Source organism: Streptomyces sp. NBC_00539, assembly GCF_036346105.1.
GTDB lineage: Bacteria > Actinomycetota > Actinomycetes > Streptomycetales > Streptomycetaceae > Streptomyces.
This window is the reverse complement of record NZ_CP107811.1, coordinates 3,630,055-3,643,479: the sequence shown is the minus strand read 5'-3', so window position 1 is coordinate 3,643,479 and position 13,425 is coordinate 3,630,055. Positions and strand designations below refer to the sequence as shown.

Below are 13,425 nucleotides of genomic sequence, written 5' to 3'. Positions count from 1 at the left end.
ACTGGCGCTTGCCCTCCGGCAGACTGGGCGCCACATGCGCTCTGCCAGACGCGTTCGGACACAGCCCGAGGGGAAGCAACAGTCATGAGCCAGGACGGCACACGGGGCCGGTACGCAGGCGGTTCCCTGTCCGGTGGCCGTTACCAGCTAAGGGACTTGCTGGGCGAAGGCGGCATGGCGTCCGTCTATCTCGCCTACGACTCGGCGCTCGACCGACAGGTCGCCATCAAAACCCTGCACAGCGAACTCGGCCGCGAAGCGTCCTTCCGCGAGCGGTTCCGCCGCGAGGCGCAGGCTGTTGCGAAACTGTCGCACACCAACATCGTCTCGGTATTCGATACGGGCGAGGGAACGGTCACGTTCGGCGGCTCCGTCGCGGACGACGGCGCTCCGATGCCGTACATCGTCATGGAGTACGTGGAGGGGCAGCCGCTCGGCTCCGTGCTCCAGGCGGACGTCGCGCAGTACGGCGCGATGCCCGCCGACCGGGCGCTCAAGGTGACGGCGGACGTGCTGGCCGCGCTGGAGACCAGCCACGAGATGGGCCTGGTCCACCGCGACATCAAGCCGGGCAACGTCATGATGACCAAGCGCGGCGTGGTCAAGGTCATGGACTTCGGCATCGCACGCGCCATGCAGTCGGGGGTCACCTCGATGACGCAGACCGGCATGGTCGTGGGCACCCCCCAGTACCTGTCGCCCGAGCAGGCGCTGGGACGGGCCGTCGACGCCCGCTCCGACCTGTACTCGGTCGGCATCATGCTGTTCCAGCTGCTGACCGGCCGGCTGCCCTTCGACGCGGACTCGCCGCTGGCCATCGCCTACGCCCACGTGCAGGAGGAGCCGGTCGCCCCGTCCTCCGTCAACCGCTCCGTGACGCCGGCGATGGACGCGCTGGTGGCCCGCGCCTTGAAGAAGAACCCGAACGAGCGTTTCCCGACGGCCGCGGCCATGGGCGACGAGATCGCGCGGGTGCTGTCGGCCGGTCACACGGGCGCGCCGGTCATCGTCCCCGGTGCGGCGGCGGGCGGCAGCGGCGCCGGGGTGAGTTCGGCCGTGTTCCCGCCGGTCGACTCCGCCTACCAGACGCCGCCGCAGTCGGTGCAGCAGCCGTACCAGGCCGCGCAGACGGGACCGTCCCCGTACGCGCCGCACACTCCGGCGCCGGGCGGCTACGCGTACCCGTCCCAGCAGCACGCGCCGCAGGGCGCGCAGCACCACTACGGCCCGCAGACCCCGGCGCCGTTCACCATCTCGCCGAACCCGGGGGGCGGGGCGGGGGCCGCGGCCCCGAAGTCGAACACCCCGGTGATCGTCGGGGCGATCGTGGTGGCGCTGCTGGCCGTCGGCGGGCTGATCGCGGCGCTCAACATGGGCGGCGACGACAAGGACCAGGCGCGGGGGAACGGGGGCACCACGCCCTCGGCGTCGGCATCGTCCCCCGCCAAGGCGGGTCACAAGGGTCCGGACACCTCGCGGACGATGGAGACGGAGAAGTGCAAGAACCCGTCCAAGGACTGGCAGGACGCGTCCAAGGTCGCGGCCCCGGACTTCACCTACAAGAACCTGGCCTCGGTGAAGCTCTGCATCCAGGCCGCGGGCGGCAAGTACAAGATCGAGAACAAGGACGAGGCCGTCTTCGGGCAGGACACCGTCCTCGCGCAGTTCCCCGTGGCCGGGACCGCCGTGACGAAGGACCAGGAGTACACGCTGACCGTGTCCACCGGTGATCCGCAGTAGGCGGTAGGCCGTAGGCGGCCCCGGGTGGGCCGCTGCGGTTGTCTTCCGGCATCCCGGGCCACCCCGATGGGCGGTCCGGGATGCCGCTTTTGTCCCGTCGTGCAAATGTGAGCCCTGTACAGGCCCGAGCGCTGCCGCTGCGCGCGCTCGCGCCGCCCGCGCCGCTCGGACGGGAGGGGCTCCCCGGTGACCCAACGCCTCCGTGCGCCGGTGTGGGCGGCCTGGGCCGTGCTGGCGGCGGCCGCACTCCTGGGCGTCGCGCCCGAGCAGGGCGGGGCCCCCGCCTCCGCCCCGGTCCCGGTGGCCTCCGCGAGCGCCGACGAGGTGGCCCTCGTACCCGAAGAGGCTTACGAGGAGCTCGCCGGCAGTTTCGCGGGCGTCGGGCGGGACCGGCCCGGGCGGCCCGTCGGCGAGCCGGCCGACCCCGAGGCGATGGTGGCCTCCCGGCCGCGGCAACTGCCCGCGCGTCCGCAGCGGCCGCCCGGCGTTGCGCCGGGTACGGCCGACACCGGCGCGCCGACCGCGGCTTCCACCGGAGTGCCGACCGGAGCGCCGACCGGAGCCCCGTCCACCGCGGCCTCCCCCGGGGTGAGCCCCGCCCCGGACGGCTCGGCGAGCCCGGGCACCGGGGTCAACGCGATCGGCACGGGGACGAACGACCGGGCCGCCGACCTCGCCGCGCACATGCTCCCGCTCGGCACCGGGCTCGCCCTGATGGGGCTGGGCCTGGGGTTCATCGGCGTGCGGCTGCGGCGGGGTCCGTAGGCCCCCTCCTCCTCACGGCGTACGCCCCGGGACGGTTGCGGCGGAGGACATACTCGGTATACATACTGAGTATGTCCATCCGCCACGGCCTGCTCGCCCTGCTCGAAAGGGGCCCTCGGTACGGCTCTCAGCTGCGTACCGAGTTCGAATCCCGCACCGGCTCCACCTGGCCGCTCAACGTCGGGCAGGTCTACACGACGCTCGCCCGTCTGGAGCGCGACGGCCTCGTCGCCCCGGGCGGCGAGGACCCGGCCGGCCACACCCTCTACGCCATCACCGACACCGGGCGCGCCGAACTGCACCAGTGGTACGAGCGCCCCGTCGACCGCACCAACCCGCCGCGCGACGAGTTGTCCATCAAGCTCGCCATGGCCGTCGGCGCTCCCGGTGTCGACATCCGCGCGGTCATCCAGTCGCAGCGGCACGCCACCATCCAGGCCATGCAGGACTACACCCGGCTCAAGGCCCAGGCGCTCGCCGCCATCGAGAGCGGCAAGACGCACGAACGCGACGACGTGGCCTGGCTGCTGGTCCTCGAACAGCTGATCTTCCAGACCGAGGCCGAGGCGCGCTGGCTCGACCACTGCGAAGCACGGCTCGTACGGCTCTCCCGGTCGGCCGCCGGCGCAGCCGAAGAGCCCGGGGCACCGCCCGAGGAGCCCCGGCCACCGTCCCAGGAGCCCGCACCGGCCGCCACCGTCACCGCGAGCGGCCCCGTCGCCGCCGCGACCACCGAGCCGCCCCGCACCGCCCGCCTGCGGCGGCGCTGAACCACCGTCCCAGGGGGGACCCCGACATGCCCGACCAGCACACGCAACGCCCCGTACTCCAGCTGGAGAAACTCGTCCGCACGCACGGCAGCGGCGCCACCGAGGTCCACGCCCTGCGCGGCATCGACCTGGCCGTCCACCCCGGCGAACTCGTCGCCGTGATGGGCCCCTCCGGCTCCGGCAAGTCCACGCTGCTCACCCTCGCCGGGGGACTCGACACCCCCAGCTCCGGACGCGTGGTCGTCGAGGGCACCGACCTCACCACCGCGAGCCGCAAACAGCTGGCCGCGCTGCGCCGCCGCAGCATCGGCTACGTCTTCCAGGACTACAACCTGATCCCGGCGCTCACGGCCGCCGAGAACGTGGCGCTGCCGCGCGAGCTCGACGGGGTCTCCGCCCGCAAGGCGCGCGCCTCCGCCCTGGCCGCGCTGGAGGAGATGAACCTCGGCCGGCTCGCCGACCGGTTCCCCGACGAGATGTCCGGTGGGCAGCAGCAGCGCGTCGCGATCGCCCGCGCCCTGGTCGGCGACCGCCGCCTGGTCCTCGCCGACGAGCCCACCGGCGCCCTCGACTCCGAGACCGGCGAGGCCGTCCTCGCCCTCCTGCGCTCGCGCTGCGACGCGGGGGCGGCCGGGATCCTGGTCACGCACGAGCCGCGGTTCGCCGCCTGGGCAGACCGGGTCGTGTTCCTGCGCGACGGCAGCGTCGTCGACGAGACGCTGCGCAGCGGGGCCGACTCGCTGCTCTCGGGGCGGGCGGCCGGCCTGTGAGCCCGTCGTCTTCCCGGCCGTCGTCTTCCGGCTCGACGTCTTCCCGGCCGTCGTCCTTCCTCGCCTCCTGGTACCACTCGTGGGTCGCGGCGGTCCGTATCGCTCGCCGTGACGCCTGGCGCGCCAAGGGGCGCAGCGCCCTCGTCCTCGCGATGATCGCCCTGCCGATCGTCGGCGTGAGCGCCGTGGACCTCACCTGGCGCAGCTCCGCACTCTCCGTCGAGCAATCCCTGTCCCGGCAGATCGGAGCCGCCGACGCGAAGCTGACCAAACCCTCCTACGACACCGCCCTCTACCAGAACCCGGCGGGCGACCGGTACGAGCCCGTCGGCGGATACCGCGACTACGACGCCACGAAGCCGAAGCTGGAGGACGTGCCGGTCGCCTCCGTTCTCCCGCCGGGTGCGCAGATCGTGCAGGACAGCCACAGCGGTGCCAAGGTCCGCACCACGCACGGGCTGCTCGACACCGAGCTGCGCGAGGTGGACACGGCCAGTCCGCTGGTGGAGGGGCTGCTCACCCTCAAGCGTGGCCGGATGCCCTCGGCGGCGGGCGAGGTCATCGCCACGGACAAGTTCCTCGAGGAGTCGGGATTCTTCGTCGGCTCCGAGCTGACCCCTCGTGGTGCTGCCCGGTCCTACCGGATCGTCGGTGCGTACGAGCTTCCGTCCGCGCTGAACACCACGCAGATCATCGCGCCGCCCCGGACGCTTCTCGCCCCGCTCGACCGCGCCCTGACGGGCGCCGGCGGCCAGGGCCTGAGCGTCGACGACAGCTTCCTCGTCAAGGTCGGCGGGGATGGTTTCACGTGGAACATGGTGCGGGCGGCCAACGCGAAGGGGCTGCTCGCCCTCTCGCGCGCCGCCAACCTCCACCCGCCGGCCGACTCCGAAGTGCCGCTGTACGCGCAGCAGCGCGAGGAGGACAGGGACGGCGACTACAGCGGAGCGTCGACCAAGGCGGTCGAACTGACCGTCCTGGCAACGGTCGTGGGCCTCGCCATGCTGGAGGTCTGCCTGCTGGCCGGCCCCGCCTTCGCGGTCGGTGCCCGGCGCTCGGCCCGCCAGCTCGGCCTGGTCGGCGCCAACGGCGGTGACCGGCGGCACATCCGGGCCATCGTCCTGTCCGGCGGTCTCGTCATCGGAGCGGCGTCCGCCGTCGTCGGCACGGCACTCGGCGTGGCGCTGACCCTCGGGCTCCGGCCGGTGCTGGAGGAGTACCTGGGGCTGCGCTGGGGCGGGTTCGAGGTCCGCCCTCTGGAACTCCTCGCCGTCGCGCTGGTCGCCGTACTGACCGGGCTGCTCGCCGCGGTCGTCCCCGCCGTCACCGCCTCCCGGCAGACCGTGCTGGCCTCGCTCACGGGCCGTCGCGGGGTCCGGCGCGCCAACCGGGTCCTGCCCCTCATCGGGATCGTCGCCGTCGCGGCGGGCGCCGCGCTCGCGCTGTACGGGGCCGTCTCCGCGATGGGCACCGTGGTGGTGGCCGGCGGCAGCGCCCTGGCCGAGTTGGGCGTCGTCGCCCTGACGCCGACGCTGGTCGGGCTGTTCGGCCGGGCCGGACGGTGGCTGCCGCTGTCGCCGAGGCTCGCGCTGCGGGACGCCGTGCGCAACCGCGGGCGTACGGCGCCGGCGGTGGCGGCCGTACTGGCCGCCGTGGCCGGCACCGTGGCCGTGGCCACGTACCAGCACAGCACGGAGCTCCAGGCCCGGCACGAGTACGTGGCCTCGCTGCCCGCCGGCGCCGGAATGCTGACGAACGCGGAGGACGACCGCTACAAGGACGTCCCCGCCGCGCGCCAAGCCCTTGCGAAGGAGTTCTCCCTCGCCGTACGGGCCGACGTGGACCGGGTGGTGGTCGGCAAGCCGTCCTGCGATGCCTACTCCACCGAACCGGGCTGCGGGCGGCTGGAGATCGTCATGCCGCCGGAGAACCGCTGCCCGCTCTACGAGTCGAAGAACGTGATGTCCGAGCTCAGCATGGACCAGGTGCGGGCCCTGCGCCGGGACTGGCGGTGCACGGACCGGCAGTTCATGCAGCCGCGCGACACCGTCGTGGCCGACGAGAAGCTGCTGACGGTGCTGGGCGTCAGCGACCCGGGCGCGGTCGCGGCGCTGAGGTCCGGGCAGGCAGTCTCCTTCGACCGGCGCAACTTCAAGGAGGGGAAGGTCACCATGCAGGTGATCACCGATGACGCCCGGGGGCCGGGCGTGCCGGGGGCCGGGGACCAGCCGAAGGATGTCAAGGTCTTCCCGGTCTACCAGGCACCCGACTCGGTCACCGGCTACGGGATCGAGATCGTCCTGCCGCCCGGTGCGGTGAAGGCGGCGGGCCTGGGGACGGCCCCGTTCGGGACGTACTTCACCCTCGCCGACAAGCCCACGGGAGCACAACGCCAGGCGCTGGCGGCCATGATCGACCGGATCGGCGTCGACGCCCCCGTCAGGATCGAGGAGGGCTACCAGGGCAGGGACAGCGTGGAGATCCTCGCCCTCACGATCTTCGCGGGCCTCGTCACCATCGGTGCGGCGGGCATCGCCACCGGCCTGGCCCAGGCGGATGCCGAGGCCGACCTCAAGACGCTGGCCGCGGTCGGGGCGCCGCCGCGGGTGCGGCGGACGCTGAGCGGGTTCCAGTGCGGGGTGGTGGCCCTGATGGGCGTCGCCCTCGGTACCGCCGCCGGACTGTTGCCGGCGGCGGGGCTGCGGCTGACGGAACGCCGGGCGCTGGCGGGGCTGATCACCCACTCCGGCTCCGACCAGGCCGTGTACGTGCCGTTCGCCGTGCCGTGGGAGACGCTGGGCGGCCTGCTGATCCTGGTCCCGCTCGGCGCGGCGGTGCTGGCGGCGCTGGTGACGAGGTCGAGCGGCGCGCTGGCCCGTCGCGCCACGGGCTGAGGACCCTTTGCTCACTATCTGATTACGGCCCCTCGCACAGGGTGGATCACGCCTGTGCGGGGGCACACCGTGTGCGTACGGAGGTGTGCGAGAGAATGTCGGCATGGAGATGCCGAGGAGTGAACGGTCGCAGGACAGCCCCCCGAACGTCCTGATCGTGGGACAAGACGGGACGGCGGTCGGCGGCGCCGATGACGAGTCGCGCGAGGTCCCGGTGACGGAGATGGTCGAACAGCCCGCCAAGGTCATGCGGATCGGCAGCATGATCAAGCAACTCCTGGAAGAGGTACGCGCCGCACCTCTCGACGAGGCGAGCCGGGTCCGGCTCAAGGACATCCACGCCGCGTCGGTGAAGGAACTGGAAGACGGGCTCGCCCCCGAGCTGGTGGAGGAACTGGAGCGTCTTTCCCTGCCGTTCACGGAGGAGGCGATCCCCTCGGAGGCGGAACTGCGGATCGCGCAGGCGCAGTTGGTGGGCTGGCTGGAGGGCCTGTTCCACGGCATCCAGACGGCCCTGTTCGCCCAGCAGATGGCCGCCCGCGCCCAGCTCGAACAGATGCGCCGCGCCCTCCCTCCGGGCGCCTCCCACGACGACGACGAAGAGGGCCCCCACGGAGCCATCCGCTCGGGCCCGTACCTCTAAGCCCCGCCGCCCGGCCGGCACCCCCACCGGCCGGGCCATCCGCCCCACCGAGCAGGGCCGCCACTCCAGCCCCGCAGCCCCCACCGAGCAGGGCCACATCCAGCCCCGCCGGCGTTTGAGGCGCGGGGCCGGGGGCGGAGCCCCGACCCGTAAGCCGCACCCAACCGACCGGGCACCGAACCCGGCCCCGCAGCCCCACCGAGCAGGACCGCCACATCCAGCCCCGCCGGCGATTGAGGCGCGGGGCCCGGGGCAGAGCCCCGACCCGTAAGCCGCACCCAACCGACCGGGCACCGAACCCGGCCCCGGGCGCCGAATCCAGCCCCGCCGGCGATTGAGGCGCAGCCACCTCACGGCCGGGCCGCAAGGCCACGGCGCGGGCCGGAACCCGCCCGCAACACACCCCCCGCATACTCATCGGTATGAGCTACGACGCGATCGTCCTCGCCGGCGGCGCCGCGCAGCGACTCGGCGGGGCCGACAAACCCGGCCTGCACGTCGGCGCCCGCACCCTCCTCGACCGCGTCCTCGACGCCTGCGCCGACGCCGCCGTCACCATCGTCGTCGGCGCCCGTCGCCCCACCACCCGCCCCGTCCGCTGGACCCGCGAGGTCCCGCCCGGCGGCGGCCCCGTGGCCGCGCTCGACGCCGGGCTCCGCCAGACGTCGGCCGCACGGGTCCTCGTGCTCTCCGCCGACCTGCCCTTCCTGGACCGGGACACCGTCCGCGCCCTGCTCGACGCGCCCGGCCCCGACGGCGTCATGCTCCGCGACCCCGGCGGCCGCGACCAGCCCCTCGTCGCCGCCTACCGGACCGAACCCCTGCGCCGGGAAATCGCCCTCCTGGCCACCGAGCACGGCACCCTGGCCGGGCTGCCGCTGCGCGCCCTCACCACCGAACTCGACCTCACCACCGTCACCGGCGCTGCGCCACTCGCCTCCTTCGACTGCGACACCTGGGAGGACCTCGCGACGGCCCGCGCCCGGATCAGAGAGCATGGGACCGTGCTGGAGCAATGGATCACCGCCGTCAAGAACGAGCTGGGCATCGATGTCGCCGTCGACACCAAGGCCCTGCTCGACCTCGCCCGTGACGCCGCCCACGGCGTCGACCGGCCCGCGGCCCCGCTGACCACCTTCCTCGTGGGCTACGCCGCGGCCCGGGCCGAGGCGACCGGAGCTGACCCCGCCCAAGCCGTCGCCGAAGCGTCCCGCAAGGCCGCCGCCCTGGCCCAGCGCTGGGCCGAGGAAACCCCCGCCCCCGCCCCCGGAGCCCGCCCCGGATCCGCCACCGAAGACGGCCCGGAAGCCGGCAACGGATGACCCGCACCGACGCCGACCGCGCCCTGGACGAAGCCCTCGCCCTGGTGAGCCGCGATCCCACCCCCCACGCCTCCGGCGCGCCCGGCCCCCTCGACGCGCCCGACGCGGCCCGCGCCGCGGGCGGCCACCGCGCCTCGCCCTGGTCCCGGGCCAGGGAAACCGCCGTCCGGGCCGGTTCGGGCGTCCGCCCCCGCAGCCACCGGGTCCCGCTCTCCGACGCGCTCGGCGAGGTCCTGGCCGAGCCCCTCGACGCGCTCACGGACCTGCCCTCCTTCGACACCTCCGCCATGGACGGTTGGGCAGTCGCCGGTCCCGGCCCCTGGTCGGTGCGGACCGGCGCCGGGATACTGGCCGGGTCCGACCGGCCGGAGCCCCTCGCGGACGGCGAGGCCGTGCCGATCGCCACCGGCGCCCGGATCCCCGCCGACACCACCGCCGTGATCCGCAGCGAGCACGCCCGCGAGGACGGCTCCCAGCTGTACGCGCTGCGGCCCGTCGTCACCGGCCAGGACATCCGCCCGCGCGGCCAGGAGTGCCGCTCCGGGGAGTTGCTGCTGCCGGCCGGCTCACTGGTCACCCCGGCTCTGCTCGGGTTGGCGGCCGCCGCCGGGTACGACGAGTTGGAGACCCGTCCCCGCCCCACGGTGGACATCCTGGTGCTCGGCGACGAGTTGCTCACCGAGGGACGCCCCCGCGACGGTCTCATCCGCGACGCCCTCAGTCCCATGCTCGGCCCCTGGCTCACCCGGCTCGGCGCGGAAGTCACCGGCACACGACGGCTCGGCGACGACCCCGCCGGAGCCGAGGCCCTGTTCGAGGCCGTCACCACGTCCACCGCCGATGTCATCGTCACCACCGGCGGCACCGCCTCGGGCCCCGTCGACCACGTGCACCCCGTTCTGGTGCGCGCGGGGGCCGAACTGCTCGTCGACGGGGTGGCCGTGCGCCCCGGGCATCCGATGCTGCTGGCCCGGATCGGTGACCGCGTCGACGGCCGCCACCTGGTGGGGCTGCCGGGCAATCCACTGGCCTCGGTCTCCGGGCTGCTCACGCTCGCCGAACCGCTGCTGCGCGCCCTCGCCGGAAGGCGCCGGCGCCCCCGGTACGCGGTGCCGGTGCAGGGTGACGTGCCCGGCCACCCGTACGACACCCGGCTCGTGCCGGTCCTGCTGACGGAGGAACACGCGGTGCCGCTGCGCTACCACGGCCCGGCGATGCTGCGCGGTGTGGCGGCCGCCGACGCGCTGGCCGTCGTACCGCCGCACGGCGCGCGGTCGGGGCAGGAGCTGGAAATGCTCGACCTGCCCTGGGCCTCCGGGGGATGTTTCACGTGAAACAGCCCGGCCAGGACGCAATGGCCCGGCGCGCCGACGAGGCGCTCGTGGCACGGCGCGTCACCCTCCCGAAGCGCGTCGTCCAGAGACCGCTCCGGCAGGTGGCACAACGGCTGTTGATGGCCTTGTTCGTGATGTGCCTGACGGTGTTGCTCGTGTGGCTCGACCGCGAGGGCTATCACGACAGTGCCGACGAAACCGTCGACTTCCTCGACTGCGTCTACTTCGCGACGGTGACGCTGTCGACGACCGGCTACGGCGACATCGTCCCCTACAGCGACAGTGCGCGGCTGGTGAACGCCCTGCTGATCACGCCGCTGCGCATCGTGTTCCTGATCATCTTGGTCGGGACCACGCTGGAGGTGCTGACGGAGCGGACGCGGGAAGAGTGGCGGCTGAAGCGCTGGAGGAAGAACGTGCGTGACCACACGGTTGTCGTCGGCTTCGGCACGAAGGGCCGTTCGGCCCTCCAGACACTTCTGGCCACCGGGCTCGCCAAGGAACAGGTCGTCATCGTCGATCCGAGCACCAAGGTGATCGACGTGGCGGCCGCCGAGGGACTGACGGGTGTCGTCGGCGACGCCACCCGTTCCGATGTGCTGCTGCGCGCCGAACTGCCCAAGGCCCGGCAGATCGTCGTCGCCACCCAGCGCGACGACACGGCGGTCCTGGTGACGCTGACGGCACGCCAGCTCAACCGCGGTGCCAAGATCGTCGCCACGGTCCGGGAGGAGGAGAACGCGCCGCTGCTGCGCCAGTCGGGCGCGGACGCGGTCATCACGAGCGCGAGCGCGGCCGGGCGGCTGCTGGGTCTGTCGGTGCTCAGCCCGAGCGCGGGCACGGTGATGGAGGACCTGATCCAGCAGGGCAGCGGCCTGGACCTGATCGAACGGCCCGTCACCAAGCCGGAGGTCGGCAAGGGGGTGCGGGAGACGGAGGACCTGGTGGTGAGCGTGTTGCGGGGGCACCGGCTGCTCGCCTACGACGATCCCCACGCGAGTCCGCTCCAGTCGACGGACCGTCTGATCACCATCGTCCGGGCCGGTCGGGCGGCGGCGCCGTCAGGGCTTTCCGGGTAGCCTCCGGGCCATGCATGCGATCACCATCGAGCAGCCCGGCGGACCCGAGGCCCTGGTGTGGGCCGAAGCTCCCGATCCGGTGGCAGGCCAGGGCGAGGTACTCGTCGAGGTCGCGGCGAGCGCCGTGAACCGCGCCGACGTGCTCCAGCGACAGGGCTTCTACGACCCGCCGCCCGGTGCGTCCCGTCATCCGGGGCTGGAGTGTTCCGGGCGGATCGTCGCGGTCGGAGAGGGCGTCTCCGGCTGGTCGGTGGGCGACGAGGTGTGCGCGCTGCTGGCCGGCGGCGGTTACGCGGAGCGGGTCGCGGTCCCGGCGGGGCAGTTGCTTCCGGTGCCGGCCGGGGTGGACCTGGTGACGGCGGCCGCGTTGCCGGAGGTCGTGACGACGGTCTGGTCGAACGTGTTCATGGTGGCCGGGCTGCGTCCCGGCGAGACCCTGCTGGTACACGGCGGGTCCAGCGGTATCGGCACGATGGCGATCCAGCTGGGCAAGGCGGTCGGCGCCCGGGTGGCGGTGACGGCGGGCGGCAAGGAGAAGCTGGCGCGCTGTGCGGAGCTGGGCGCCGACATCCTTATCGACTACCGCGAGCAGGACTTCGTGGAAGAGCTGCGGGCCTCGACGGACGGGGCCGGGGCGGACGTGATCCTGGACATCGTGGGCGCCAAGTACCTGGCGCGGAACCTGGACGCGCTGGCCGTGAACGGCCGGCTCGCGGTGATCGGGCTCCAGGGCGGGGTGAAGGCGGAGCTGAACCTGGGGGCGCTGATGGCCAAGCGGGGGGCGGTCACGGCGACGTCGCTGCGCTCACGGCCGCTGGAGGAGAAGGCTGCGATCGTGGCGGCGGTACGGGAGCACGTCTGGCCGCTCGTCTCGTCGGGCCGGGTCAGGCCGGTGGTCCACGCGGCGTACCCGATGGCGGAGGCCGCCGAGGCCCACCGGGTGATGGAGTCCAGCGCCCACATCGGCAAACTGCTGCTCACCGTCTGACCCCGGTCACCTGAGGGCGGCCGCGACGAGCCCCTCCAGGGCGTCACGTGACACCTCGCCGCCGGCAGCTGGTCGAGGACGAGACCGTCGACCGAGGCCGACAGCGCCAGGGGTGCGGGACTCCGGGTCGGGAACGCCGTGGGCCGCCAAGAAGGTGCGTACGACGTCCCGCCCGGCGTTCTCGCGCGGCACGAGGATCTTCGCGCAGCTCCGGGTCGCGCACGCTCTCCAGGGCGCACGCGTAGCGAGCCGGCGAGCGCCGGCGGCCTTCTCCCGGCGCCGGCCGGGCCGCTGTCAGCCCGGCGCGGGCGTCGGTCAGTTCGGCAGGGGTGCGGGGTTGCACGGCGCGTTCACCGGCTGCCTGGTGTTCGGCCTGGTCGCGGACCACGAGACGGCGTACGAGGGCGGTGAGCAAGGCTGCCCGGGTCCGGAAGCATCGGGCTGCACCTCACCGGGTGTGAGGTGATCGTGCTGGAGCGGGCCGCCGCGCCGGCCGACCCACCAGCTGCGCCACCCCCTGGCCGTCTCCCTCCGCAACACGGCCCTCCGCCTGACCCCGGCGGCAGTGGCCCCACGCGCGATCCTCCGCCACGCCGCCTGGACCCCGCCCCGCCTCCCCTGACCCCTGTCCCACCTGGTCTGGCTACGCTTGCGCGTCATGTGGAGACGAACGGCCCGTGACGTGTTCCCCGACGCCGGTTTCAGGGATCCCACCGACGAGTCGGTCCTGGCCGAGGCGGAGCGGAAGCTCGGGGAGGAGCTTCCGGCCGGGCTCAAGCAGCTGTTGACGGAGAGCAACGGGATCGTCGGGCGGACCGGCGTGGACACCGTCTGGACCATCGAACAGGTCGTCGAGCAGAACCTCTACTTCCGCTCGGACAGCTCCTTCGCTCTCAGCTGTACATGCCGTTCGACGCCCTCCTGTTCTTCGGGGACAACGGCGGCGGAGACCAGTTCGCCTTCGTGCAGACGCCGCGGAGGCCGGACGTCTTCGTCTGGGAACACGAGACCGACAGCCGCCGCTGGGTGGCCGGCGACCTCCGGGACTACCTGGGACGTTCGCTCGCCGCGGGCGGAGACGACTGGTACCGGTAGCGCTCCCCCGAGCCGTGCTCGCAGG

Annotated in this window: 11 protein-coding genes and 1 pseudogene; 11 read left to right on the top strand and 1 reads right to left on the bottom strand. The window is 73.5% G+C overall.

The window, feature by feature from the left end; all coding sequences use genetic code 11:
- Positions 1–84: 84 nt before the first annotated feature.
- The 10 genes from OG861_RS16275 (at position 85) to OG861_RS16230 (ending at position 12,305) form a co-directional block, all read left to right on the top strand.
- Positions 85–1,740 (top strand): protein kinase domain-containing protein, encoded by a 1,656-nt coding sequence (locus tag OG861_RS16275; protein WP_330261762.1) that lies wholly within the window; start codon positions 85–87, stop codon positions 1,738–1,740.
- Between the two features lie 186 nt (positions 1,741–1,926).
- Positions 1,927–2,505 carry a hypothetical protein gene (locus tag OG861_RS16270; protein ID WP_329196566.1) on the top strand — a complete coding sequence of 193 codons (579 nt, stop codon included), beginning with the start codon at positions 1,927–1,929 and terminating at the stop codon, positions 2,503–2,505.
- Between the two features lie 71 nt (positions 2,506–2,576).
- Entirely contained in the window at positions 2,577–3,275 is a 699-nt protein-coding gene (locus OG861_RS16265; protein ID WP_329196568.1) for a PadR family transcriptional regulator, read from the top strand.
- 26 nt (positions 3,276–3,301) lie between these two features.
- Entirely contained in the window at positions 3,302–4,045 is a 744-nt protein-coding gene (locus tag OG861_RS16260; protein ID WP_329196569.1) for an ABC transporter ATP-binding protein, read from the top strand.
- A gap of 152 nt (positions 4,046–4,197) precedes the next feature.
- Entirely contained in the window at positions 4,198–6,939 is a 2,742-nt protein-coding gene (locus tag OG861_RS16255) for an ABC transporter permease (RefSeq protein WP_329202310.1), read from the top strand.
- A 103-nt stretch (positions 6,940–7,042) separates the two neighbouring features.
- Complete coding sequence (locus OG861_RS16250) at positions 7,043–7,582, top strand: bacterial proteasome activator family protein (RefSeq protein WP_329196570.1); 540 nt, start codon at positions 7,043–7,045, stop codon at positions 7,580–7,582.
- Positions 7,583–8,004: 422 nt separating this feature from the next.
- Entirely contained in the window at positions 8,005–8,904 is a 900-nt protein-coding gene (locus tag OG861_RS16245; RefSeq protein ID WP_329196572.1) for an NTP transferase domain-containing protein, read from the top strand.
- Positions 8,901–10,238, top strand: coding sequence for a molybdopterin molybdotransferase MoeA (locus OG861_RS16240; protein ID WP_329196575.1), 1,338 nt, complete (start codon positions 8,901–8,903; stop codon positions 10,236–10,238). Before OG861_RS16245 ends, OG861_RS16240 begins: the two co-directional genes overlap by 4 nt.
- Complete coding sequence (locus OG861_RS16235; protein ID WP_329196577.1) at positions 10,226–11,317, top strand: potassium channel family protein; 1,092 nt, start codon at positions 10,226–10,228, stop codon at positions 11,315–11,317. Before OG861_RS16240 ends, OG861_RS16235 begins: the two co-directional genes overlap by 13 nt.
- A 10-nt stretch (positions 11,318–11,327) precedes the next feature.
- Entirely contained in the window at positions 11,328–12,305 is a 978-nt protein-coding gene (locus tag OG861_RS16230; RefSeq protein WP_329196579.1) for an NAD(P)H-quinone oxidoreductase, read from the top strand.
- Positions 12,306–12,311: 6 nt separating this feature from the next.
- Here OG861_RS16230 and OG861_RS34275 read toward each other — a convergent pair.
- A pseudogene (locus OG861_RS34275) lies at positions 12,312–12,738 on the bottom strand (TetR family transcriptional regulator C-terminal domain-containing protein); the annotation flags it as partial.
- A 470-nt stretch (positions 12,739–13,208) separates the two neighbouring features.
- On the opposite strand from OG861_RS34275, the gene OG861_RS16220 reads away from it, so the two are divergent.
- Positions 13,209–13,400, top strand: a complete 192-nt coding sequence (locus OG861_RS16220; RefSeq protein ID WP_443056555.1) for an SMI1/KNR4 family protein — start codon at positions 13,209–13,211, stop codon at positions 13,398–13,400.
- The last annotated feature ends 25 nt before the right edge of the window (positions 13,401–13,425 follow it).

Bases quoted from the DNA above. Each gene is read 5' to 3' on its own strand.
- OG861_RS16250 (WP_329196570.1), top strand. From the start codon at position 7,043: ATGGAGATGCCGAGGAGTGAACGGTCGCAGGACAGCCCCCCGAACGTC.
- OG861_RS16230 (WP_329196579.1), top strand. From the start codon at position 11,328: ATGCATGCGATCACCATCGAGCAGCCCGGCGGACCCGAGGCCCTGGTG.
- OG861_RS16265 (WP_329196568.1), top strand. From the start codon at position 2,577: ATGTCCATCCGCCACGGCCTGCTCGCCCTGCTCGAAAGGGGCCCTCGG.
- OG861_RS16260 (WP_329196569.1), top strand. From the start codon at position 3,302: ATGCCCGACCAGCACACGCAACGCCCCGTACTCCAGCTGGAGAAACTC.
- OG861_RS16245 (WP_329196572.1), top strand. From the start codon at position 8,005: ATGAGCTACGACGCGATCGTCCTCGCCGGCGGCGCCGCGCAGCGACTC.
- OG861_RS16235 (WP_329196577.1), top strand. From the start codon at position 10,226: ATGTTTCACGTGAAACAGCCCGGCCAGGACGCAATGGCCCGGCGCGCC.
- OG861_RS16255 (WP_329202310.1), top strand. From the start codon at position 4,198: ATGATCGCCCTGCCGATCGTCGGCGTGAGCGCCGTGGACCTCACCTGG.
- OG861_RS16240 (WP_329196575.1), top strand. From the start codon at position 8,901: ATGACCCGCACCGACGCCGACCGCGCCCTGGACGAAGCCCTCGCCCTG.
- OG861_RS16275 (WP_330261762.1), top strand. From the start codon at position 85: ATGAGCCAGGACGGCACACGGGGCCGGTACGCAGGCGGTTCCCTGTCC.
- OG861_RS16220 (WP_443056555.1), top strand. From the start codon at position 13,209: ATGCCGTTCGACGCCCTCCTGTTCTTCGGGGACAACGGCGGCGGAGAC.